This is a genomic window from Mycolicibacterium fluoranthenivorans (genome assembly GCF_011758805.1).
GTDB lineage: Bacteria > Actinomycetota > Actinomycetes > Mycobacteriales > Mycobacteriaceae > Mycobacterium > Mycobacterium fluoranthenivorans.
The window spans coordinates 91,377-112,082 of sequence record NZ_JAANOW010000003.1 but is presented as its reverse complement, the minus strand read 5'-3'; the positions used below and the strand labels follow the sequence as shown (position 1 = coordinate 112,082).

Genomic DNA, 20,706 nt, shown 5'->3' with positions numbered 1-20,706 from the left:
CACCCTAGCCGCGCAGCGCCGGCCGTTCGACGGTGTGCACCGGATCGGCGCAGTCGGTGGCCTCGGCCGAGAGTTCGCGCTTGAGCACCTTGAACGTCTCGGTACGCGGCAGCGCGGTGCTGACCCTGACGAAAGACGGCCATTGTTTGGGGCCGAGATCGGGTTGTTCGGCCAGGAACGTCGCGAACCCTTCGACATCGAACGCAGCGCCGGGGACCGGCACCACCGCGGCCATCACCTGGTCGCCCACCGTGGGGTCGGGGATCGGATAGACGGCCGCCTCGGCGATATCGGGGTGGCGCAGCAGGATCTGTTCGATCGGCGCGGTGCCCAGGTTCTCACCGTCCACTCGCATCCAATCGCCCAGGCGCCCCGCGAAGTACACGAAGTTCGCCTCGTCCCGGTAGGCGAGGTCCCCGGAGTGGTAGACCCCGCCCGCCATCCGTTCGGCCTGGGCCTCGGGTGAGTTGTAGTAGCCGCGAAACCAACCGGCACCAGTCGGATTCACGATTTCCCCGACCACTCCGGGCGAGCAGGGTTGCCCGGTTTCCACGTCGACGATGGCCACCTCATCGGTGAGCGGGCCCAGGGATCCGTCGGGGGTCTCCGGGGTGCGCGCGATCGCCACACCGCCTTCGGTGGAGCCGAATCCGTCGACCACCCGCACGCCGAACCGATCGGCGAAGCGCACCAGATCCCGCGGCGCACCCTCATTGCCGTACAGGAACTTCAGCGGATTGTCGGCATCGTCAGGCTGCGGTGGGGTGGTGAGGATATAGGACAGGGGCTTGCCGACGTAGTTGGCGTAGGTGGCGCCGTACCGACGGACATCAGGGAGGAACTGAGAGGCGGAGAACTTGCGCCGCAACGCGATCGAAGCCCCCGCCGCCACGGCGACCGACCAGCCGGCCATGATCGCGTTGGAATGGAACAACGGCATGGACAGGTAGCACGTGTCGGCGGGTCCCAGCCCGAACCGCTGTGCCAGCATCCTTCCGGGGAAAGCCACCTTGTCCTGGGTGACTCGAACGGCCTTGGGGTCACCGCTGGTCCCCGAGGTGAAGATCAGCATGAACAGGTCGTCCGGGGACAGCTCGGCGAAGGTCACCGCGGCGCCGGCGTGGCCGGCGAGTTCGGCGGCCCACTGCGCGGATTCGACGTCGATGAACTCGACCCCGTCCGGCACCTCGGCGCCCGAGTCGGCGAGCACCAGCTGACAGTCCGCGCGGGCGATGTCGCCGGCCAGTGCCGCCCCGCGCCGGGTCGGGTTGAGCCCGACCGGCACCAGCCCGGACAGCGCCGCCGCCACCAGCACACTGGAGAAGAACGGCGTATTGCCCAGCAGCACACCGATATGCGGCGGCCGGTCCGGGTCCAGTCGGGCCCGCAACGCGGCCGCCAGCGCAGCCCCGGCGCTGATGTGGTCCCGCCAGCTGGTGAACTCGTCGCCGTAGTGCACGCCGCGGTCGGTGACTCCGACCAATGGCGCCAATAAGGCGCCAACGGTGTCGGCCATCTAGACCGGGGTGTCGGCGAGTTCGCGGCCGATCCGCAGCAGCTGCCCGGTCGCGCCGCCGAGCGCGAACTCGGTCTGCTTGGCGGCCAGGAAGTAGCGGTGGATCGGGTGATCCATGTCGATGCCGACACCACCGTGCACGTGCACCGTGGTGTGTGCGACCCGGTGTCCCGCGTCGGCGGCCCAGAAGGCGGCGCTGGCCACGTCGATATCTGCGGGGAGGTCCTCGGAGAGCCGCCACGCGGCCTGGGTCAGCGTGGACCGCAGCGCCTTGACGTCGATGTAGCCGTCGGCCAACCGCGCGGACACGGCCTGGAAGCTGCCGATCGGCCGGTCGAACTGCTCACGTTCGCGCGCATAGACGGCGGTGAGCTCCAGTGCGCGCTCCAGCACCCCGAGCTGGAACGCGGCGCGGCCCAGCGCAGTGTGCACGGTCAGCCAGTCGAGGACCTCTCGGCCGCCGATGACACGGGAGACATCCACACCCGTGCCGTCGAGTTCCAGATGGCCCACGGCGCCGTGACCGGTGGTGTCCAATGTGCTCACCGTGACGCCGGGATCGGTGGCGGTGATCAGGAAGACCCCTACCCCGGAAGGCGTTTCAGCGGGCACCAGAAAGGCGTCGGCCACCGGGCCGTAGCTCACCTGGGTGCGCGTTCCGGTCAGCCGGAATCCGGGTCCGTCAGAGGTGGCCTGCACCGGGCCCTGCCCCATCTCACCGTCGAGGGCGACGGTGACGATCTTGGCGCCGTTGATGGCGGGTACCGACCAATCCTGTTGCAGCGTCTCGGACCCGAATCTGGCCAACGCACCCCCGGCGAGCACCGAGGATTCCAGATAGGGCACCGCTGCCAGTTGGCGGCCGAGCGCGGTCAGCACGGCGGTCTGTTCCAGCACACCGAATCCGCCGCCGCCCACCGACTCCGGCGCAGCGGTGGAGAGGATGTCGGCGTCGATCAGCTTGGCCCACAGGTCGCGGTCGAACCGCTGGTCGAGTCCGTCGAGGACTCGCTGGTGTTCGGGCGTGCACACCGATTCGGTGATGGTGCGGACCAGGCCACCCAGGTCGAGTGACGCCTCAGTAGGTGTGAAATCCATGTTCTTCCTTATCGATTCACTCGTGGGAGGCCGAGTGCGACCATGCCGATGATGTCGCGCTGGATCTCGTTGGTGCCACCGCCGAAGGTCAGGATGAGGCAGGAGCGGTGCAGCCGCTCCACCCGCCCGCGCAGTAGCGCCCCCGATGATCCGGTCCGCAGCGTCGCCGAGGTGCCGAGCACCTCCATGAGCAGCCGGTAGGCTTCGGTGGCCAGCTCGGTGCCGTACACCTTGGCCGCCGAGGCGTCGGCGGGGGAGGGGGCGACATCATCGGCGGAAGCGAGCTCCCAGTTGATCAGCTTGAGCACCTCGGCCTTGGCGTGCACGCGGGCCAGGTTCAGCTGCACCCACTCCGAGTCGATCAGCCGCTTGCCGTGCACATCTTTGGTGTTCTGCGCCCACTCGCGAACGCCGTTGAGCGCCACAAAGATCGGCTGCGCCGATACCAGGGCGACGCGTTCGTGGTTGAGCTGGTTGGTGACGAGCTTCCAGCCGGCGTTCTCCTCGCCGACGAGCGCCGTCTTGGGAACGCGGACGTCCTGGTAGTAGGTGGCGCTGGTGTCGACACCGGACATCGTGTGTACCGGTGTCCAGGAGAAGCCCTCGGCGGTGGTGGGGACGATCAGCATCGAGATCCCGCGGTGCTTCTTCGCCTCGGGGTTGGTGCGCACGGCCAGCCACACATAGTCGGCGTAGGCGATGAGGCTGGTCCACATCTTCTGGCCGTTGATGACGTAGTCGTCGCCGTCGTGCACGGCCGTGGTGCGCAGGGACGCCAGGTCGGTGCCCGCGCCCGGCTCGGAGTAGCCGATGGAGAAGTGCAGATCACCGGCGGCGATCTTGGGCAGGAAGAACTTCTTCTGCTCCTCGGTACCGAAGTGCATGATCGTCGGGGCGACGCTGTTGATGGTGAGGAACGGGACCGGGACATTGGCGATGGCGGCCTCGTCGTTGAAGATGAGGCTCTCCATCGGTGTCCGTGCCTGGCCCCCGTACTCCTTGGGCCAGTTCAGCGTCAGCCAGCCGTCCTTGCCCATCTGGGACACGGTTTCGCGATAGACGTTGCCGCGGCCCATCTCGCCGTCGCTGGCAGCCAGCGCCTCGGCTCGCTCGGGTGTCATCAGTTTGGTGAAGTACGACCGCAGTTCGCGGCGCAACTCCTCCTGCTCGGCGGTGTAACCGATCCGCATCTTGACATCCTCACTATCGGGCGGCGCTGGCATGCCGTGTTGTATCGAAGGTGCTCAACGGCACCTTTTTCCCAACCGGTTGTAACACGTTCTAGTCTCGAGGTCCAGGGCGGTATGGTTAGCCGGCACATTGGCGAAGTTGAGCCGAGCATGGATATGAAGAGCCCGAGGAGGTTGTCATGCGTGTGGAAGTCGACCGCGATCGTTGTGAAGGCAACGCGGTTTGCGTCGGTATCGCCCCCGACCTGTTTGATCTGGATGAGGACGACTATGCGGTGATCAAGGCCGACCCGGTGCCGGCCGACCAGGAGGACCTGGCCGAACAAGCCGTCGCCGAGTGCCCGCGCGCAGCCCTGATCCGAAAAGACTAGAGGTATTCATAAATTGGCCGAAACATCTTCGATATCCGCTGACAACACCGCCGCGCTCGACCTGTCCGGAAAGGTCGCCGTCGTGACCGGTGCCGCGGCCGGTCTGGGCCGCGCGGAAGCCGTGGGTCTGGCCCGTGCGGGCGCCACTGTCGTGGTCAACGACATCGCCGCCGCGCTGGACAAATCGGATGTGCTCGACGAGATCGCCGCGGCCGGCGCCAAGGGCGTGGCCGTTGCCGGTGACATCAGTGCCCGCAGCACCGCCGACGAACTGGTGTCGACTGCGGACGGCCTCGGCGGCTTGAGCATCGTCGTGAACAACGCCGGTATCACCCGGGACAAGATGCTGTTCAACATGTCCGACGAAGACTGGGACGCGGTGATCGCCGTGCACCTGCGCGGACACTTCCTGCTGACCCGGAACGCGGCCACGTACTGGCGGGCCAAGGCCAAGGACTCGGCGGACGGCCGGGTGTACGGGCGGATCGTCAACACCTCGTCAGAGGCCGGGCTGGCGGGCCCGGTGGGACAGGCCAACTACGGGGCCGCCAAGGCCGGCATCACGGCGCTGACCCTCACCGCCGCGCGTGGCCTGGGTCGCTATGGAGTGCGGGCCAACGCCATCGCGCCGCGGGCCCGGACGGCGATGACCGCCGATGTGTTCGGCGATGCTCCCGAGCTGTCCGACGGTCAGGTCGACGCGCTGTCGCCCGAGCACGTGGTGACGCTGGTGACCTATCTGTCCTCGCCGGCGTCCGATGCGGTGAACGGACAGCTGTTCATCGTCTACGGCCCGACGGTCACGTTGGTGGCCGCACCGACGGTCGCGCAGCGCTTCCAGGCCGACGGTGATGCCTGGGACCCGGCCGCGCTGAGCTCGGCGCTCGGTGGTTTCTTTGCTGAGAGGGATCCGGAAACGGGATTCTCGGCAACTGCACTAATGGGTTCTTGAATTCGAGAACACCATACTCATGGGGCCTGTGGGGATTAGAACACGTTCTAAAATGATCTCGGTCACACCGTCCTTGAACTGCGTAAATAAGAAGTTTTGGTGAAGATCGCGATTCTTTGACACTGTGAACGTGTTCTAGTTACTACGAGCCCGCTCACTAAGCCAAGCGTGCAGACCAGGGGTGGAAAGGCCGCCGGAGCGAACAGATTCCCGTTATATTCGGGCTCTTCGCCAACGCGGGTGTTTCTCGCCCCCCACCGAGAACGGAGCCGAGGTTGATCGAACAGCTTGCGGCTCCGGCGCGGGCCGTGGGTGGATTCTTCGAGATGACCATCGACACCTTCGTCAAGATGTTTCAGCGGCCGTTTCAGTTCCGCGAGTTCCTCGACCAGACCTGGATGATCGCTCGCGTCTCGCTCGTCCCGACGTTGTTGGTATCCATCCCGTTCACCGTGCTGGTGGCCTTCACGCTCAACATCCTGTTGCGTGAGATCGGCGCGGCCGATCTGTCCGGAGCCGGCACGGCGTTCGGCACCATCACCCAGCTCGGCCCGGTGGTGACGGTGCTCGTCGTCGCCGGTGCCGGCGCCACCGCGATCTGCGCAGATCTCGGTGCGCGCACCATCCGTGAAGAGATCGACGCCATGCGAGTGCTCGGTATCGATCCGATCCAGCGGCTGGTGGTCCCGCGGGTGCTGGCCTCCACCTTCGTGGCCTTGCTGCTCAACGGTCTGGTTTGCGCGATCGGCCTCGCGGGTGGCTACGTCTTCTCGGTATTCCTGCAGGGCGTGAATCCAGGAGCCTTCATCAACGGACTGACGATCCTGACCGGATTGGGTGAGTTGGTGCTCGCCATGTTCAAGGCCGTCCTGTTCGGTCTGATGGCCGGTCTGGTGGGCTGCTACCGCGGGCTCACCGTGCAGGGCGGACCCAAGGGTGTCGGCATCGCCGTCAACGAGACGGTCGTCTACGCCTTCATCTGCCTCTTTGTCATCAATGTCATCCTGACCGCCGTGGGCGTCCGGGTCCTGGAGCGGTGAGGCGGCCCACCGATGAGTTATGACGTGACCTTGCGCGTGCGCCGGTTCTTCCGCGGCGTGCCCAGAACTGTCGACAACATCGGCGAGCAGGCGTTGTTCTACGGCGAGACGATGCGTTACATCCCCAACGCACTGACCCGCTACCGCAAAGAGACCATCCGACTGGTCGCCGAGATGACCATGGGCGCAGGCGCTCTGGTGATGATCGGCGGCACCGTCGGCGTCGCGGCGTCGCGGCGTTCCTGACCCTGGCCTCCGGCGGCGTCATCGCCGTGCAGGGTTACTCCTCGCTGGGCAATATCGGTATCGAGGCGCTCACCGGCTTCCTGTCGGCCTTCCTGAATGTACGCATCGTGGCGCCGGTGATCGCCGGTATCGTCCTGGCCGCCACGATCGGCGCCGGCAGCACCGCGCAGTTGGGCGCGATGCGCGTCGCCGAGGAGATCGATGCGGTGGAAGCCATGGCGGTGCATGCCGTTTCGTATCTGGTGTCCACTCGGTTGATCGCCGGACTCATCGCCATTATCCCGTTGTATTCGCTGTCGGTGCTCGCCGCGTTCTTCGCCGCACGGTTCACCACGGTGTTCATCAACGGTCAGTCCGCGGGTCTGTACGACCACTACTTCAACACGTTCCTGATCCCGACCGACCTGCTGTGGTCCTTCCTGCAGGCGATCGTCATGTCGATCGCCGTGATGCTGGTGCACACGTACTACGGGTACAACGCCTCCGGTGGTCCGGTCGGTGTGGGTATCGCGGTGGGCCAGGCCGTGCGCACGTCGCTGATCGTCGTCGTGACCATCACCCTGTTCATCTCACTCGCCGTCTACGGCGCGTCCGGCAACTTCAACCTCTCCGGGTAGGCCGCCAGTGTCCTCCGGAAGTGCCAAGCGCAGTCATGTCAGGATCGCCGCTGCGATCCTCGCCGCGATCGTGGTCGCCGCGGTGGTGTTCACCTATCTCTCCTACACCGCCGCCTTCACCAAGACCGACACCGTCACCGTGACGTCACAGCGCGCCGGCCTGGTGATGGAGAACGACGCCAAGGTCAAGTATCGCGGCATTCAGATCGGTAAGGTCACCAATATCGCCTTCACCGGCGAGCAGGCCAAGCTGACCCTGGACATCGACCGCAACCAGATGCGTTTCATCCCGTCCAACGCGTTGGTGAAGATCGGCGGGACAACGGTTTTCGGTGCGAAGTCGGTCGAATTCCTGCCCCCGCAGGATCCGAAGAAGACGACCTTGCAGCCGGGTGCGAACATCGAGGCCAGCAGCGTGCAGCTGGAAGTCAAAACGCTGTTCCAGACCCTGACCGACCTGCTGCACAAGATCGACCCGATCAACCTGAACGCCACGCTGACAGCGCTGGGCGAGGGTCTGCGCGGCCATGGTGATGACCTGGGGGCCACCATGGCCGGGCTGAACTCCTATCTGGGGCAGATCAATCCGAAACTGCCGACGCTGCAGTCCGATATCGCCAAGGCGGGCGTGGTCGCCAACATCTACGGCGACACCGGCGCCGATCTGGCCACGGTCCTGGACAACGCGCCGAAGCTGTCCAAGACGATCGTCGACGAGAAGGACAATCTCAACGCCGCGCTGCTGGCCGCCACCGGATTCGCGGAAAACGGCACCGCAACGCTGGCACCGGCCGCCGACGACTACATCGCCGCCATCAACCGGTTGCGGGCGCCGCTCAAGGTACTCGGCGACTACTCACCCGAGTTCGGTTGCATGCTGCAAGGCATCGCGATCGACGTGGACCGGTTCGCCCCGATCATCGGCGGTATCCGGCCCGGGCTGTTTGTGTCGTCGAGCTTCCTGCCCGGCGCACCGGCCTACACCTACCCGGAGAGCCTGCCGATGGTGAACGCCTCCGGCGGGCCGAACTGCCGCGGACTGCCGGACCTGCCCATCAAGCAGTTCGGCGGATCGTGGTACCGCTCGCCGTTCTTGGTGACCGACAACGCCTATGTGCCGTACCAGCCGAACACCGAACTGCAATGGAATGCGCCGTCGACGCTGCAATTCCTGTTCAACGGTGCGTACGCGGAACGGGATGACTTCTGATGGGTAGTCAACGACGAACGTTGATCAACGTCATCGTGTTCACGGTGGCGATGGTGTTGGTCGCTGCCGGTCTGGTGGTGGTCTTCGGCCAATTCCGGTTCGCGTCCAGCAGTCCGTATCACGCCAACTTCGCCGAGGCCTCCCGGCTGAAGGCGGGCCAGGACGTCCGGATCTCCGGGGTGCCGGTGGGCAGCGTCAGTTCGGTGAAGCTCAACCCCGACAACAGCGTCGACGTGGCCTTCGAGGTCAACAAGCGATATCAGCTCTACACCTCGACCAGGGCCGTGGTGCGCTACGAGAACCTGGTCGGCGACCGCTATCTGGAGATCGCGTCAGGTCCCGGTGAACTGCGCAAGCTCCCGCCCGGAAGCACCATCGCGCGCGAGAACACCCAGCCAGCCCTGGATCTGGACGCGCTGTTGGGTGGACTGAAACCGGTGCTCAAGGGTCTCGACGGGACGAAGGTCAACGAGATCAGCAGTGCCGTCCTGGAACTGCTACAGGGCCAGGGCGGTGCCATCCAGAATCTGCTGGCCAACACCAGTTCGTTCAGCCAGAACCTGGCCAACCGGGACCAGCTCATCGGCGACGTGATCAACAATCTCAACACCGTGTTGGGAACCGTCGATGCGAAGGGTACCCAGTTCAACGCCAGTGTCGACGAACTTCAAAAGCTCATCTCCGGACTCGCCGAGGGCCGCGATCCCATCGCCGGTGCGATCGGACCGCTCGCCTCTGCCGAGAACGACTTGACCGAGATGCTGCAGGCGTCGAGGCGGCCGCTGCAGGGTGTCATCGAGAACTCGCGGCCGTTCCTGCAACGGATGGATGAGCGCAAGGCTGACGTCAATAAGGTGATCGAGCCACTGGCCGAGAACTACCTACGCCTGAACGCGCTCGGTGCGTACGGCGCGTACTTCAACATCTACTACTGCTCGATCAGGCTGAAGATCAACGGACCGGCCGGCAGCGACATCCTGATCCCATTCGGCGGTCCCGCCGATCCCACCAAGGGGAGGTGCTCGGACAATGGCTAGCCCCAAGGGCGATAACCCCTTACGGACCGGCATCCTCGGTATCTTCGTGGTGGCGTGTCTGGTGCTGATCTCCTTCGGGTACACCGGCCTGCCGTGGTGGCCGCAGGGTCGCAATTACGAGGCCTATTTCACCGACGCCGGTGGAATCTCGCCCGGCAACGACGTGGCGGTGTCCGGAATCAAGGTCGGCAAGGTCACCTCGGTGGCGCTGGCCGGTGACCAGGCGAAGGTCGGGTTCACCGTGGACCGCAACATCAAGGTCGGCAACCAGACCCTGGTCGCCATCAAAACCGATACCGTGCTCGGTCAGAAGTCCCTGTCGGTGACGCCCAAAGGCGGCGGTGATTCGACGGTGATCCCGGTGGGGCGCACCACGACTCCCTACACCTTGAACACCGCGCTGCAGGATCTCGGTGGCAATGTCAGTGCCCTCGACAAGCCGAAGTTCGAACAGGCGCTGCAGACGTTGACCGACACGCTGCACGACGCGACTCCGCAATTGCGCGGTGCCCTGGACGGGGTGGCGAGCCTGAGCCGCAGCCTGAACAAACGCGACGAGGCACTCGAAGAGTTACTGCGGCATGCGAAGAACGTGTCCGACACGCTGGCCCAGCGCGCCGATCAGGTGAACAAGTTGGTCACCGATGGCAACCTGCTGTTCGCCGCGCTCGATGAGCGTCGGCAGGCGCTGAGCTCCCTGATCGCCGGCATCGACGATGTCTCGCACCAGCTTTCGGGCCTCGTCGCCGACAACAAGCGTGAGTTCGAGCCGTTGCTGCGGCGGCTGAATGCAGTGATGGACAACCTGCTTGAGCGGCGCGAGCATATCGGTGAAGCGCTCAAGCGGCTGCCGCCCTATGCGACGGCGCTCGGCGAAGTGGTCGGAAACGGATCGGGCTTCAACATCAACCTGTACGGCCTGCCGCCGGCGACCATCTCCGAAGTGCTGCTGGACACGTACTTCCAGCCCGGCAAGCTGCCGGACAGCCTGGCCGACTACTTGCGTGGCCTGATCTCTGAGCGTCTGTTGGTGAGGCCCAAGTCGTCATGACCCAACCCGATTCGAAATCACGCCGCGAGAAGTGGCTGCGTGGCGGACTTGCCGTCACGCTGGTGGTGCTGCTCGCCGTAGGTGTGTATCTGGTCTGGCCGAACCGCGGCGGACAGAAGATCGTCGCCTACTTCACCACTGCTGTCGGCTTGTATCCCGGCGACGAGGTCCGCGTGGTGGGGGTGCCGATCGGCCGGATCGACTCGATCGAGCCGCGCGCCACCGATGTGAAGATCACCATGACGCTCGACGACGGCATCAAGGTGCCGACCGACGCGCGTGCCCTGATCATCGCGCCGAACCTGGTGTCCGCCAGGTTCATTCAGCTGACACCGGCCTACACCGGCGGCGATGCGCTCGCCGACAACGCCCAGATCGGGCTCGATCGCACCGGCGTTCCCGTCGAGTGGGACGAGGTCAAAGAGCAGCTCACCCAGCTGTCTGCCCAGTTGGGTCCCAAACAGGGCGGTGTGCAGGGACCGCTGGTGGCCGCGGTCAACCAGGCCGCCGACACGTTCGACGGCAACGGCGACTCGTTCCGGCAGGCACTGCGCGAACTGTCGCAGACCGCGGGCCGGCTCGGTGACTCGCGGACCGACCTGTTCGGCACGGTGCGTAATCTGCAGGTGCTGGTGAACGCGCTGGCCAACAGCAACGAGCAGATCGTGCAGTTCACGAATCATGTGGCCTCGGTGTCTCAGGTGCTGGCGGCCAGTTCTGCCGATCTGGACGCCACGCTCGGCGCGCTGAATCAGGCCCTCGGGGATGTCAAAGGGCTTCTGCATGATTCGAACAAGTCGCTGATCGACTCGGTGAGCAAATTGGCCGACTTCACCCAGATCCTCACGGATCACAGCGATGACATAGAGCAGATTCTGCACGTCACGCCGAATGGTCTGGCCAACTTCTATAACATCTACAACCCCGCCCAGGGCACCGTCGGTGGCCTGTTGTCCCTGCCGAACTTCGCCAACCCGGTCCAGTTCATCTGCGGCGGCACCTTCGATATCGGCGCGAACCCGGACAACTACAAGCGCGCCGAGATCTGCAGGCAGCGAATGGGACCGGTGCTCAAGCGTATCACGATGAACTACCCGCCCGTGCTGTTCCATCCGATCGACAGCATCACCGCGTACAAGGGACAGATCATCTACGACACTCCGGAGACCGAGGCCAAGGCCCAGACCCCGGTGCCGTATCTCCAGTGGCAGCCGGCACCCGGCGTCACACCGCCCGTCGTGGCGCCCGACGGCAGCCTGAGCGATCTGATCCTGCCGCCGCCGGCGGTCACCGGTCAGATCTCACCGGCAGGCCCGGTTCCCCCGCCGCCGCCGATGGGTGCGGGTCCGCTGCCCGGGCCGCCGCCCGCGACTCCGGCCGCTGCGACGCCGCCACTTCCCGCGGAAGGATCGGGTGGATGAGGCGGATCATGTTGCGGGGCATCTCACTCGGGTCAGGCGCGCTGCTACTGGCCGGCTGCCAGTTCGGCGGCCTGAACTCGCTGGACATGCCGGGCACCGCGGGGCACGGTTCCGGGTCCTACACCATCACCGTCGAACTGCCCGATGTCGCGACGTTGCCCCAGAACTCACCGGTGATGGTGGATGACGTCACCGTCGGCAGCGTGTCCGGTATCGAGGCCGTGCAGCGCCCGGACGGCACTTTCTTCGCCGCGGTGAAGCTCTCGCTGGACGGTGATGTCAACCTGCCGGCCAACTCGACGGCCACCGTGGCACAGACCTCTCTGCTCGGCTCGCAGCATGTGCAGCTGACCGCCCCGGAGGGTAAGGGCGTCGGAAAACTGAAGCAGGGCTCGAACATTCCGCTCGGCAGTATCGGCCGATACCCGACCACCGAGGAAGTGCTGTCCTCGCTCGGCGTGGTGGTCAACAAGGGTAATCTCGGTGCGCTGCAAGATATCACCGATGAGGCCTACGCAGCGGTGGCCGGCCGCGCGGGCAGCTTCGCCGAACTGCTACCACGTCTGGCCGAACTGACGGCTTCGCTGGATCAGCAGACCAACGACATCATCTCGGCAGCCGAGGGACTGAACCGGTTCGCGTCGATGCTGGCGCGCAGCAAGGACAACTTGGGCCGAACGCTGGACAGCCTGCCGGCTGCGCTCAAGGTGCTCAACGACAACCGGTCCAATATCGTCGACGCGTTCGGGGCGCTGCAGAAGTTCGCGGCGATCGGTTCGCGGGTGTTGTCCGAGACCAAGGCCGACTTCACCGCGGACATGAAGGATCTGTTCCCCGTCATCAAGGCGTTCAACGACAACGCCGACGATTTCATCAAGGATCTGGAACTCCTGCCGACCTTCCCGTTCCACTACAAGTATCTGCGTAACGCGGTCCGCGGTGACTACCTGAATGTGTTTGTGACATTCGACCTCACCGTGCGGCGGTTCGGTGAATCACTGTTCACCACGTCGTTTTTCGATCCAAACATGAAACGGTTGAACGAGGTGATCAATCCGCCGGACTTCCTCACCGGCGCGATGTCGAATCTGTCCGGTCAGGCGGCGGATCCGTTCAAGATCCCGCCGGGTACCGCCACCCAGCACGGAGGTACGCCGTAATGCTGGACCGGTTGACCCGACTTCAGTTGTCGATCTTCGCCGTCGTCACCGTGCTCACTGTGACTGCGATCTCTGCGTTCTATCTGCACGTGCCGGCGGCTCTCGGAATCGGCACCTACAACATCACCGCGAACTTCGTGGCCGGCGGCGGCCTTTATCAGAACGCCAACGTCACCTACCGGGGCGTCACCATCGGCCGGGTGGAAGAGGTCGGGTTGACCAATGACGGCGTCATCGCCCACATGCGCCTCAACACCGATACCGAGGTCCCGGAGAACGTGACCGCGACGGTCAAGAGCGTGTCGGCGATCGGTGAGCAGTACATCGATTTGGTTCCGCCCGGCAACGGTGAGGCCCCGGCCACGAAGCTCCTGCGGGACGGTTCCAATATCGGCGTCGCGCACACCGCGATCGGTCAGGACATCGCGGGTCTGCTCAAGCAGGCTGACGACCTGGTCAGCAGCGTCGGTGACAGCCGCATCCAGGATCTGCTCAAAGAGACCTTCAAGGCGTTCAACGGATCCGGGCCCGAGCTGTCCCGGCTCATCCAGTCCTCTCGTCAGCTGGTGGACGAGGCCAATGCCAACTACGGGCAAACCACCCAGCTGATCGACCAAGCGGGGCCATTCCTGGACGCCCAGATCCGTGCCGGCGACGACATCAAATCGAGTGTCGACGGTCTGGCCCGGTTCACCACCGAGCTGAGCAAGGCCGATCCGCAGCTGCGTTCGGTGCTGCGTTCGGTGCCAGGAGCCGTCGCCGAAGCCAACACCACCTTCGCCGGCATCCGGCCGACGTTTCCGCAGCTTGCAGCGAATCTGGCCAACTTCGGCCGGATCGGCGTGATCTATCACAAGTCCATCGAACAGGCTCTGGTGATCTTCCCGGCCCTGTTCGCGGCGCTGAACACCGCCGCTGGGGGTGTGCCCGCCGACGAGGGCGCCAAGCTGGACTTCAAGGTCGACCTTGGCGATCCGCCGCCCTGTGCGACGGGATTCCTGCCGCCGACTCAGGTCAGGACACCGGCCGATACGACTGTGCGTGATCTGCCCACCGATCTGTATTGCAAGACCGCGCAGAACGATCCGTCGGTGGTGCGTGGCGCGCGCAACTACCCCTGCCAGGAGTTCCCCGGCAAGCGTGCGCCGACGATCCAGCTGTGCCGCGATCCGCGTGGTTATGTGCCGTTGGGCAGCAACCCGTGGCGCGGGCCCCCGGTGCCTTACGGCACCCCGGTCGAGGACCCCCGCAATATCCTGCCGCCCAACAAGTTCCCGAACATTCCGCCCAGCGCGGATTACGACCCGGGACCGCCGGTGGTGCAATTGCCGCCGGGAGTGCAGCCAGGGCCAGGCCCGGCTCCGAACGCGCCGTTCCCGCTGCCGGTGCCGCCGAATGACAACCCCCCGGCGCCGCCGGGGACGTTCTACGCGCCGCCGGATCAGGTGGTGCCGCCGTATGGGCGCGTTCCACCGCCCCCGGCCGGTGCGCCCGCGCCCGCCGACGTACCCCCGCCACCGCTCCCTGCCGAGGCACCTCCTGCGGATGCTTCGCAACCCCAGGCCAGTGCTCCGGCGAGCACCACCTACGATCCGAGGACCGGTGTGTTCGCGGACCCTGCGGGCGGCACCGGGGTGTTCGCCTCCGGAGCCGAGAAGTTCTCACCGGCGGAGAACTGGGTGGATTTGATGATGGCGCCGAAGCAGGTTTAGGCAGGTTTGGTAGATGGTTGAGGACGGCACGAAGCCGGTCCGTCGGCGTGCTTCGCGTCCGGCCGGCCCGGCGGGTAGCGAGCCCGGGCCGGCGCCCGGGCCGGTGGTCATGAGCGTTCCCGCTGGCGTGCCCACAGGGAAGCCGAAGGCGGCGGTGCCGCTGGCGCGGCGGCAGCCCAACCGCGGTCGGGTGGCCCTGGTGTCGGCCGTCGCGGCAGTCGTCGCGGCGGCCGTCCTCGTGACGGTGGTCCTCGTACTGCTCACGCAGTACCGCCAAGCAGAAGCGGCGACGGCCCGGCAGCAGCAGTTCGTCGACACGGCCGAGCAGACCGTACTGAACATGTTCAGCTATGACCAGAACAACATCGACGACAGCGTGAACCGATTCGTGAATGGGATCAGTGGGCCGCTTCGCGACATGATGAGCCAGAACAACAATGTCGACAACCTCAAGGCCATCTTCCGCGACACCAATGCGACTTCGGAAGCCGTCATCAGCGGCGCGGCGCTGGAGAAGATCGACGAGGTCGGCAGTAATGCCGCAGTGCTGGTGGCCGTGCGCGTCACCGTCACCGATATCGACGGCGTCAACAAACCGTCAGAGGCCTACCGGATGCGGGTCATCGTGCACGAGGATGACAACGGCCACATGACCGGATACGACCTGAAGTACCCCGAGGGTGGAAACTGATGCGCGGCAAGCTCATTGCCCTGGTGGTTCTGGTATTCGCGGTCGGTCTGGTCGGACTGTCCGCGGTGGGCGGAGCTCTCTACTGGGACCGGGTGCAGACCCGCGCCATGCAGGAGGCCAGCGCAGACCTGCCGTTGCGGACCACCGAGGAGATCCCCAAAATCTTCGGCTACGACTACCAGACGGTCGAACGGAGTCTGACGGACGCTGCGACGCTGCTCACCCCCGATTACCGGCGGGAGTTCGAGGAGCGGGCCGCAAAGGACATCATCCCCCAGGCGCGCGCCCGTCAGGTGGTCAGCCAGGCACATGTCGTCGGCGCGGGAATGCTGAGCGCGCAACGGGATTCCGCCTCGGTGCTGGTGTTCATGAACCGCACCGTCACCGACAAGTCCAAACAGCCCGTCTACGACGGCAGCCGGCTTCGCGTCGATTACCAGAAGATCGACGGCAGGTGGCTGATCAAGTACATCCAGCCGGTGTAGAACCGGTCAGCTGTCGCGCGCCCCGGCCAGCGCGTCCAGGAACGAACGGGCCCAGCGGTCCACGTCATGGGCGAGCACCTGGCGGCGCATGGCCCGCATCCGTCGCTTGCCCTCTTCGGGCGACTGGGTCAGCGCGTGCTCGATGGCTTCTTTCACCCCGTCGGTGTGGTGCGGATTGCACAGGTACGCCTGACGCAGTTCCGCTGCGGCACCGGTGAATTCGGACAGCACCAGCGCTCCGCCCAGGTCGCTGCGGCAGGCCACGTACTCCTTGGCGACGAGGTTCATCCCGTCGCGCAGCGGGGTGACGAGCATGATGTCGGCGGCGACGAAGAAGGCGATGAGGTCATCGCGGGGGATCGGGCGGTGCAGGTAGTGCACCACGGGGCGGCCGACCTCGCCGTACTCGCCGTTGATGTGGCCGACCTGGCGTTCGATGTCCTCGCGCATCTCGATGTAGCTCTCCACGCGTTCCCGGCTGGGGGTGGCCAACTGCACCAGCACGGTGTCGGTGCGGTCGGCACGCTTCTCGGCGAGCAACGCGGAGAACGCCTTGAGCCGGACGTCGATGCCCTTGGTGTAATCCAATCTGTCGACACCGAGCATGATCTTGCGCGGATTGCCGAGTTCGGCGCGAATTTCCTTGGCGCGCTGCCTGATCGACCGTTCGCGCGCTTTGCTGTCCAGTTCGGCCGAGTCGATGGAGATCGGGAACGCACCGACCTTCACGGTGCGGAAACCGACCTGGACCTCACCGAACCGGGACCGTACGCCCACCGTCGCGCGCGAGGTGTTCGCCCCCACCAGCCGACGGGCCAGGATGAGGAAGTTCTGTGCTCCGCCGGGCAGGTGGAAGCCCACCAGGTCGGCGCCCAGGAGGCCGTCGATGATCTCGGTGCGCCAGGGCATCTGCATGAACAGCTCGACCGGAGGGAAGGGGATGTGCAGGAAGAACCCGATGGTGAGGTCGGGCCGCAGCATGCGCAGCATCTTCGGCACCAGTTGCAGCTGGTAGTCCTGCACCCAGACAGTCGCTCCCGGTGCCGCGGCTTTGGACGTGGCTTCGGCGAAGCGCCGGTTCACATCGACATACCGCTCCCACCATTCGCGGCGGTAGATGGGTTTGACGATGACGTCGTGATAGAGCGGCCACAACGTGGCGTTGGAGAAACCCTCGTAGTACTCGGCGACGTCCTCTGCGGACAGCCGCACCGGGAAGAGCTTCAGGCCCTCCTGGACGATGGGCTCCTGGTCGCTGTCGGGTACTCCCGGCCACCCGATCCAGGCGCCGCGCTGTTTACGGAGCAGCGGCTCCAGTGCGGTCACCAGACCGCCTGGGCTGCGCTTCCAGGTGGTGGTGCCGTCGGGCAGGCGCACCTGGTCGATCGGCAGCCGATTGGCGACCACGACGAAGTCGGAGGCGCCCTCGGCGGGGACGGAGTCGGTCAATTTCCCGTCTCCGGGCGCCACTTAGGCCTCTTGCTTCGCCGGACCGATACCAAGCATGGACAGGAAGGTCCGACATTCGTCGGCGTCGGTCGCGTAGGCGGCCACCACTCGACGGGCCTGGCTGGCGGTGTCGTCGGCGACCGGCTCGACTTCGCCGATTTCGGCGGTCTCAGATTTTGCAGGCATCTACCCACTCTAGGCGACCCCGCGAAACGCGAGGTCACCAGGCGCTACTTCGGATGGTTACGGGCTTGAGCTGACGCTGGTCTGCGGCTGTTGGAACTGCGTCGCGTCCTCGGACAGGCCGATGCACTGCCCCGAGTTGTGGCCGGTGCAGGGGATGCCGTTGATGGCGGGCAGGTCGGGGTTGCCGGGAATGGAACTGAACGGCGACGCCGGCGAATTGGGCACGGTGTGCGGCAGGCACTCGCTGGTGTAGAGGTCTTCTTCTTCGCCGGATGGGCAGGCCGAGACCGTGGTGCCGGCGGGGCCGACCGTGGTGAGGAGGGCGACCACCGGGGCGGCGGCCGCTGCGACCACGAATCCGCCGGCAAGGGCCAGTCGTGGAACGAATAACTCAAAGCTCGCCATCGTCACGCTTTCTGTAGTTATTGACCGACACGTCGGACCGAGTCTAAGGAAGCTGAGAGGAATCTGCATGAGTTCCATGAGTTGTCTGGGAGCCGGAATCTGCGCAGGTCCTCGCGGGGTGGACCGCGCGGGCGCAAGAAAACAGCCGGGACGCCCGCAGGGCGCCCCGGCTGTCGCGACACGCTCGTGCTAGGGGCTGGAGCTCACGCTGGTGTGCGGCTCGACGAACTGCGGCTGGTCCTCGGACAGGCCGATGCACTGACCGGAGTTGCCGCCGGTGCAGGGGATGCCGTCCACGGACGGGAGGCCACCGCCACCCGTCGAGGTGCTACCGAACTCGGGGGAGTTGGGCACCAGTTCCGGAGTGCACGCGCCGGTGAACGTGTCCTCGGATTCACCCGACGGGCACGACGCAAGGGCGGGGCCCGGTGCGGGTGCGTCGACGGCGAACGCCGCGAGGGCAGGGGCCGCGATGACCGCTGCGGCGAATCCGCCGGCAAGGATCATTCGTCGGGCAGGGAACGCGAAGGTCGCCATGAGCGTCACGCTTTCTGTGAGGTGCCGGCCGGATCTATCGGGCTGATCCAGTCCGGAGGGATGTGACTCCTGGGGGTCAGAATACGCTGACGGGGGCGAAAAACCCTGGCGAGAGCGGGAAAATTGGTGCGCTGGTGCCAATTCTGGGAAAGCTCTGGACGATCGCTGTGTCAGTGCTGGACGGCGAATTCCTGTACGCCGGTGGTGCGGCGTGGTTCTATGGCGAGAACGTGTTGCAGTTTTGGCGTTGAAGGGATCGCGGTGCAGCTCTCCTTGGCGGGTCGGACGGTTCTGGTGACCGGCGGTGGCAGTGGTATCGGCAAGGGCGTCGCGCAGGCGGTGGTCGCCAGCGGTGGTAACGCAATGCTGGTGGGCCGCAACGCGGATCGCCTCTCGGCGGTGGTCGACGAGATCGAGGCCGCCGGCCCCTCCGGGCGCGTACGTTACGAACCTGCCGATGTCACCGACGAGGACGAGGTGGCCCGCGTCGTCGACGCCGCCGCGGCCTGGAACGGACACCTGCACGGTGTCGTGCACTGTGCGGGCGGATCGCTGACGATCGGCCCACTGACCCAGGTGGATTCCGAGCTGTGGCGCCAAACCGTCGACCTCAACGTCAACGGCACCATGTACGTGCTCAAGCACAGCGCCCGCGCGATGGTGCGCGGCGGCGGCGGATCGTTCGTCGGTATCTCGTCCATCGCGTCGAGCAACACCCACCGATGGTTCGCCGCCTACGGACCGAGCAAGGCCGCGCTCGACCATCTGCTCCAACTGGCCGCCGACGAGCTCGGCCCGTCGTGGGTCAGGGTGAACGGCATTCGCCCCGGGTTGATCAAGACCGAAATGGTGGCACCGATCCTGGAGTCGCCGGAGATCAGCGCCGACTACGCCAGTTGCACGCCGCTGCCGCGGCCCGGCGAGGTCTCCGATGTCGCCGACGCGGCGATCTTCCTGCTCAGCGACGCCGCCGCGTGGATCACCGGTCAGCTGATCAATGTCGACGGCGGGCACTGCCTGCGCCGTGGGCCGGACATGTCCTCGATGCTGGGCCCGGTGTTCGGCGAGGCTGCGCTGCGCGGCGTCGTGGACTGATCATCCCGCGCCGTCGGCGCTGGCGACCGAAGATCGTTCGACCAGCTCGTGGTGGATTCGCCCGTCGACGGCGGCCAGCGGGCGGCCGCCGCCGCCCCAGCGTCGGGCGATGATCTCGGCGACGATCGACACCGCCGTCTCCTCGGGCGTGCGGGCGCCCAGATCCAGGCCGATGGGGCTGGACAACCGGACCAGATCCGTGTCGGTGAGTCCGGCGGCGGTCAACCGGTCGAGACGGTCGAGATGAGTTCGCCGCGAGCCCATGGCCCCGACGTAGCCGACCGAAGGCAGGCGAAGGGCGACCTCGAGTGCGGGCACATCGAACTTGGGATCGTGGGTGAGCACGCAGATCGCGGTGCGGCCGTCGATCGCGCCGAGATCCCGCTGGCCACGCAGATAGCGATCGGGCCAATCGACGACCACCTCGTCGGCCGACGGGAACCTCGCCGGTGTGGCGAACACCGGCCGGGCATCGCAGACGGTCACCCGGTAGCCGAGGAAGGTTGCCTGCTGGGACAGCGCGGCAGCGAAGTCGATGGCACCGATGATCAGCATGCGGGGCCGCGGCGCGTAACTGGCGACGAACACCTCCATGCCGGTGTCGGTCTCGCCGGAGCTTTCGTCCACGCGTTGCCCGTCGGGCCCGTACGACAGCACCGCGGTGCTCCCGGCCAGCAGCAGACCGCGGGCGTCGTCGGCGACGGCGTCATCGGCGCGTGCGGATCCCAGCGATCCGGTGCAGCGCTCGGAGTCGACGATCAGCCTGCGGCCCAGCCAGGACGGGTCCGGATGGGCGATCACCGTGGCCACCGCGATCGGATGGTGTGCACCGATGGCGTCGGCCACCTCGTCCAGTTGCGGAAAAGTCTTCTGTGACACCGGCTCGACGAAGACATCGAGAATTCCGCCGCAGGTCAGGCCGACGGCGAAGGCGTCGTCATCGCTGATTCCGTAGCGCTGCAGCTCGGGCCTGCCGGTGGCGGCCACTTCGGTCGCCAGCTCGTAGACCGCACCCTCGACGCAACCGCCGGAGACTGAGCCCGCCACCGCGCCGTCCGGATCGACCACCAGGGCGGCCCCGGCCGGCCGGGGTGCGGACCTGATCGTGCGCACGACAGTGGCCAGACCGGCGGTGCCGCCGGCCCGCCACGTCGTCATCAGCTCGTCGAGAACCTCACGCACAAGGCCGAGTCTAGGTGCGCGACGGCGGTGATGCGCAGATCGGCGACGTCGGCTT

The 20,706-nt window shown here is 66.0% G+C and carries 20 protein-coding genes and 1 pseudogene; 13 read left to right on the top strand and 8 right to left on the bottom strand.

Annotated elements, in window-relative coordinates; translation table 11 throughout:
* Positions 1-4: 4 nt before the first annotated feature.
* The 3 genes from fadD17 to FHU31_RS23850 are packed head-to-tail and all read right to left on the bottom strand — an operon-like array spanning position 5 to position 3,804.
* Positions 5-1,516, bottom strand: coding sequence for a long-chain-fatty-acid--CoA ligase FadD17 (gene fadD17 / locus FHU31_RS23860; protein ID WP_167163227.1), 1,512 nt, complete (start codon positions 1,514-1,516; stop codon positions 5-7).
* Complete coding sequence (locus FHU31_RS23855; RefSeq protein WP_167163226.1) at positions 1,517-2,614, bottom strand: acyl-CoA dehydrogenase family protein; 1,098 nt, start codon at positions 2,612-2,614, stop codon at positions 1,517-1,519.
* Positions 2,615-2,622: 8 nt separating this feature from the next.
* Positions 2,623-3,804: an acyl-CoA dehydrogenase family protein gene (locus FHU31_RS23850; RefSeq protein ID WP_167163225.1), complete on the bottom strand. Its 1,182-nt coding sequence runs from the start codon at positions 3,802-3,804 to the stop codon at positions 2,623-2,625.
* A gap of 179 nt (positions 3,805-3,983) precedes the next feature.
* Here FHU31_RS23850 and FHU31_RS23845 point away from each other — a divergent pair, with 179 nt between their 5' ends.
* The 12 genes and pseudogenes from FHU31_RS23845 (at position 3,984) to FHU31_RS23790 (ending at position 15,797) form a co-directional block, all read left to right on the top strand.
* Positions 3,984-4,175, top strand: a complete 192-nt coding sequence (locus tag FHU31_RS23845; RefSeq protein WP_167163223.1) for a ferredoxin — start codon at positions 3,984-3,986, stop codon at positions 4,173-4,175.
* A gap of 13 nt (positions 4,176-4,188) precedes the next feature.
* Complete coding sequence (locus tag FHU31_RS23840; RefSeq protein ID WP_208411347.1) at positions 4,189-5,127, top strand: 3-oxoacyl-ACP reductase; 939 nt, start codon at positions 4,189-4,191, stop codon at positions 5,125-5,127.
* Positions 5,128-5,402: 275 nt separating this feature from the next.
* The gene (locus FHU31_RS23835) at positions 5,403-6,167 is read left to right on the top strand and encodes an MlaE family ABC transporter permease (protein ID WP_167163221.1); all 765 of its coding nucleotides are present in this window, start codon (positions 5,403-5,405) and stop codon (positions 6,165-6,167) included.
* Positions 6,168-6,179: 12 nt separating this feature from the next.
* Positions 6,180-7,030: pseudogene (locus FHU31_RS23830) on the top strand (MlaE family ABC transporter permease).
* 7 nt (positions 7,031-7,037) lie between these two features.
* Positions 7,038-8,240 carry an MCE family protein gene (locus FHU31_RS23825; protein ID WP_167163219.1) on the top strand — a complete coding sequence of 401 codons (1,203 nt, stop codon included), beginning with the start codon at positions 7,038-7,040 and terminating at the stop codon, positions 8,238-8,240.
* On the top strand, positions 8,240-9,277 hold the full coding sequence (locus tag FHU31_RS23820) for an MCE family protein (RefSeq protein ID WP_167163217.1): 1,038 nt from the start codon (positions 8,240-8,242) through the stop codon (positions 9,275-9,277). The genes FHU31_RS23825 and FHU31_RS23820 overlap by 1 nt, the downstream gene beginning before the upstream one ends.
* A complete protein-coding gene (locus FHU31_RS23815; protein WP_167163215.1) occupies positions 9,270-10,328 on the top strand; it encodes an MCE family protein in 1,059 nt (352 codons plus the stop codon). Before FHU31_RS23820 ends, FHU31_RS23815 begins: the two co-directional genes overlap by 8 nt.
* Positions 10,325-11,749, top strand: a complete 1,425-nt coding sequence (locus FHU31_RS23810; protein ID WP_167163213.1) for an MCE family protein — start codon at positions 10,325-10,327, stop codon at positions 11,747-11,749. Before FHU31_RS23815 ends, FHU31_RS23810 begins: the two co-directional genes overlap by 4 nt.
* On the top strand, positions 11,746-12,909 hold the full coding sequence (locus FHU31_RS23805; RefSeq protein WP_208411346.1) for an MCE family protein: 1,164 nt from the start codon (positions 11,746-11,748) through the stop codon (positions 12,907-12,909). Before FHU31_RS23810 ends, FHU31_RS23805 begins: the two co-directional genes overlap by 4 nt.
* Positions 12,909-14,621 carry an MCE family protein gene (locus tag FHU31_RS23800; protein WP_167163211.1) on the top strand — a complete coding sequence of 571 codons (1,713 nt, stop codon included), beginning with the start codon at positions 12,909-12,911 and terminating at the stop codon, positions 14,619-14,621. Before FHU31_RS23805 ends, FHU31_RS23800 begins: the two co-directional genes overlap by 1 nt.
* A 13-nt stretch (positions 14,622-14,634) precedes the next feature.
* Positions 14,635-15,312 carry an Rv1363c family protein gene (locus FHU31_RS23795; RefSeq protein ID WP_167163209.1) on the top strand — a complete coding sequence of 226 codons (678 nt, stop codon included), beginning with the start codon at positions 14,635-14,637 and terminating at the stop codon, positions 15,310-15,312.
* Entirely contained in the window at positions 15,312-15,797 is a 486-nt protein-coding gene (locus tag FHU31_RS23790; protein WP_167163207.1) for a nuclear transport factor 2 family protein, read from the top strand. Before FHU31_RS23795 ends, FHU31_RS23790 begins: the two co-directional genes overlap by 1 nt.
* A gap of 6 nt (positions 15,798-15,803) precedes the next feature.
* On the opposite strand, the gene FHU31_RS23785 is transcribed toward FHU31_RS23790, so the two are convergent.
* From FHU31_RS23785 to FHU31_RS23770, 4 genes are all read right to left on the bottom strand, one after another.
* Positions 15,804-17,246 (bottom strand): alpha,alpha-trehalose-phosphate synthase (UDP-forming), encoded by a 1,443-nt coding sequence (locus FHU31_RS23785; RefSeq protein ID WP_208411345.1) that lies wholly within the window; start codon positions 17,244-17,246, stop codon positions 15,804-15,806.
* 21 nt (positions 17,247-17,267) lie between these two features.
* Positions 17,268-17,432: a hypothetical protein gene (locus FHU31_RS23780; protein WP_090354369.1), complete on the bottom strand. Its 165-nt coding sequence runs from the start codon at positions 17,430-17,432 to the stop codon at positions 17,268-17,270.
* Positions 17,433-17,489: 57 nt separating this feature from the next.
* Entirely contained in the window at positions 17,490-17,837 is a 348-nt protein-coding gene (locus tag FHU31_RS23775; protein WP_090354371.1) for an intersectin-EH binding protein Ibp1, read from the bottom strand.
* Positions 17,838-18,026: 189 nt separating this feature from the next.
* Positions 18,027-18,374 (bottom strand): intersectin-EH binding protein Ibp1, encoded by a 348-nt coding sequence (locus FHU31_RS23770; RefSeq protein WP_167163203.1) that lies wholly within the window; start codon positions 18,372-18,374, stop codon positions 18,027-18,029.
* 261 nt (positions 18,375-18,635) lie between these two features.
* Here FHU31_RS23770 and FHU31_RS23765 point away from each other — a divergent pair, with 261 nt between their 5' ends.
* Positions 18,636-19,469, top strand: a complete 834-nt coding sequence (locus FHU31_RS23765) for an SDR family oxidoreductase (RefSeq protein ID WP_167163201.1) — start codon at positions 18,636-18,638, stop codon at positions 19,467-19,469.
* On the opposite strand, the gene FHU31_RS23760 is transcribed toward FHU31_RS23765, so the two are convergent.
* Positions 19,470-20,651: an XdhC family protein gene (locus tag FHU31_RS23760; protein ID WP_167163198.1), complete on the bottom strand. Its 1,182-nt coding sequence runs from the start codon at positions 20,649-20,651 to the stop codon at positions 19,470-19,472.
* Positions 20,652-20,706 lie beyond the last annotated feature (55 nt).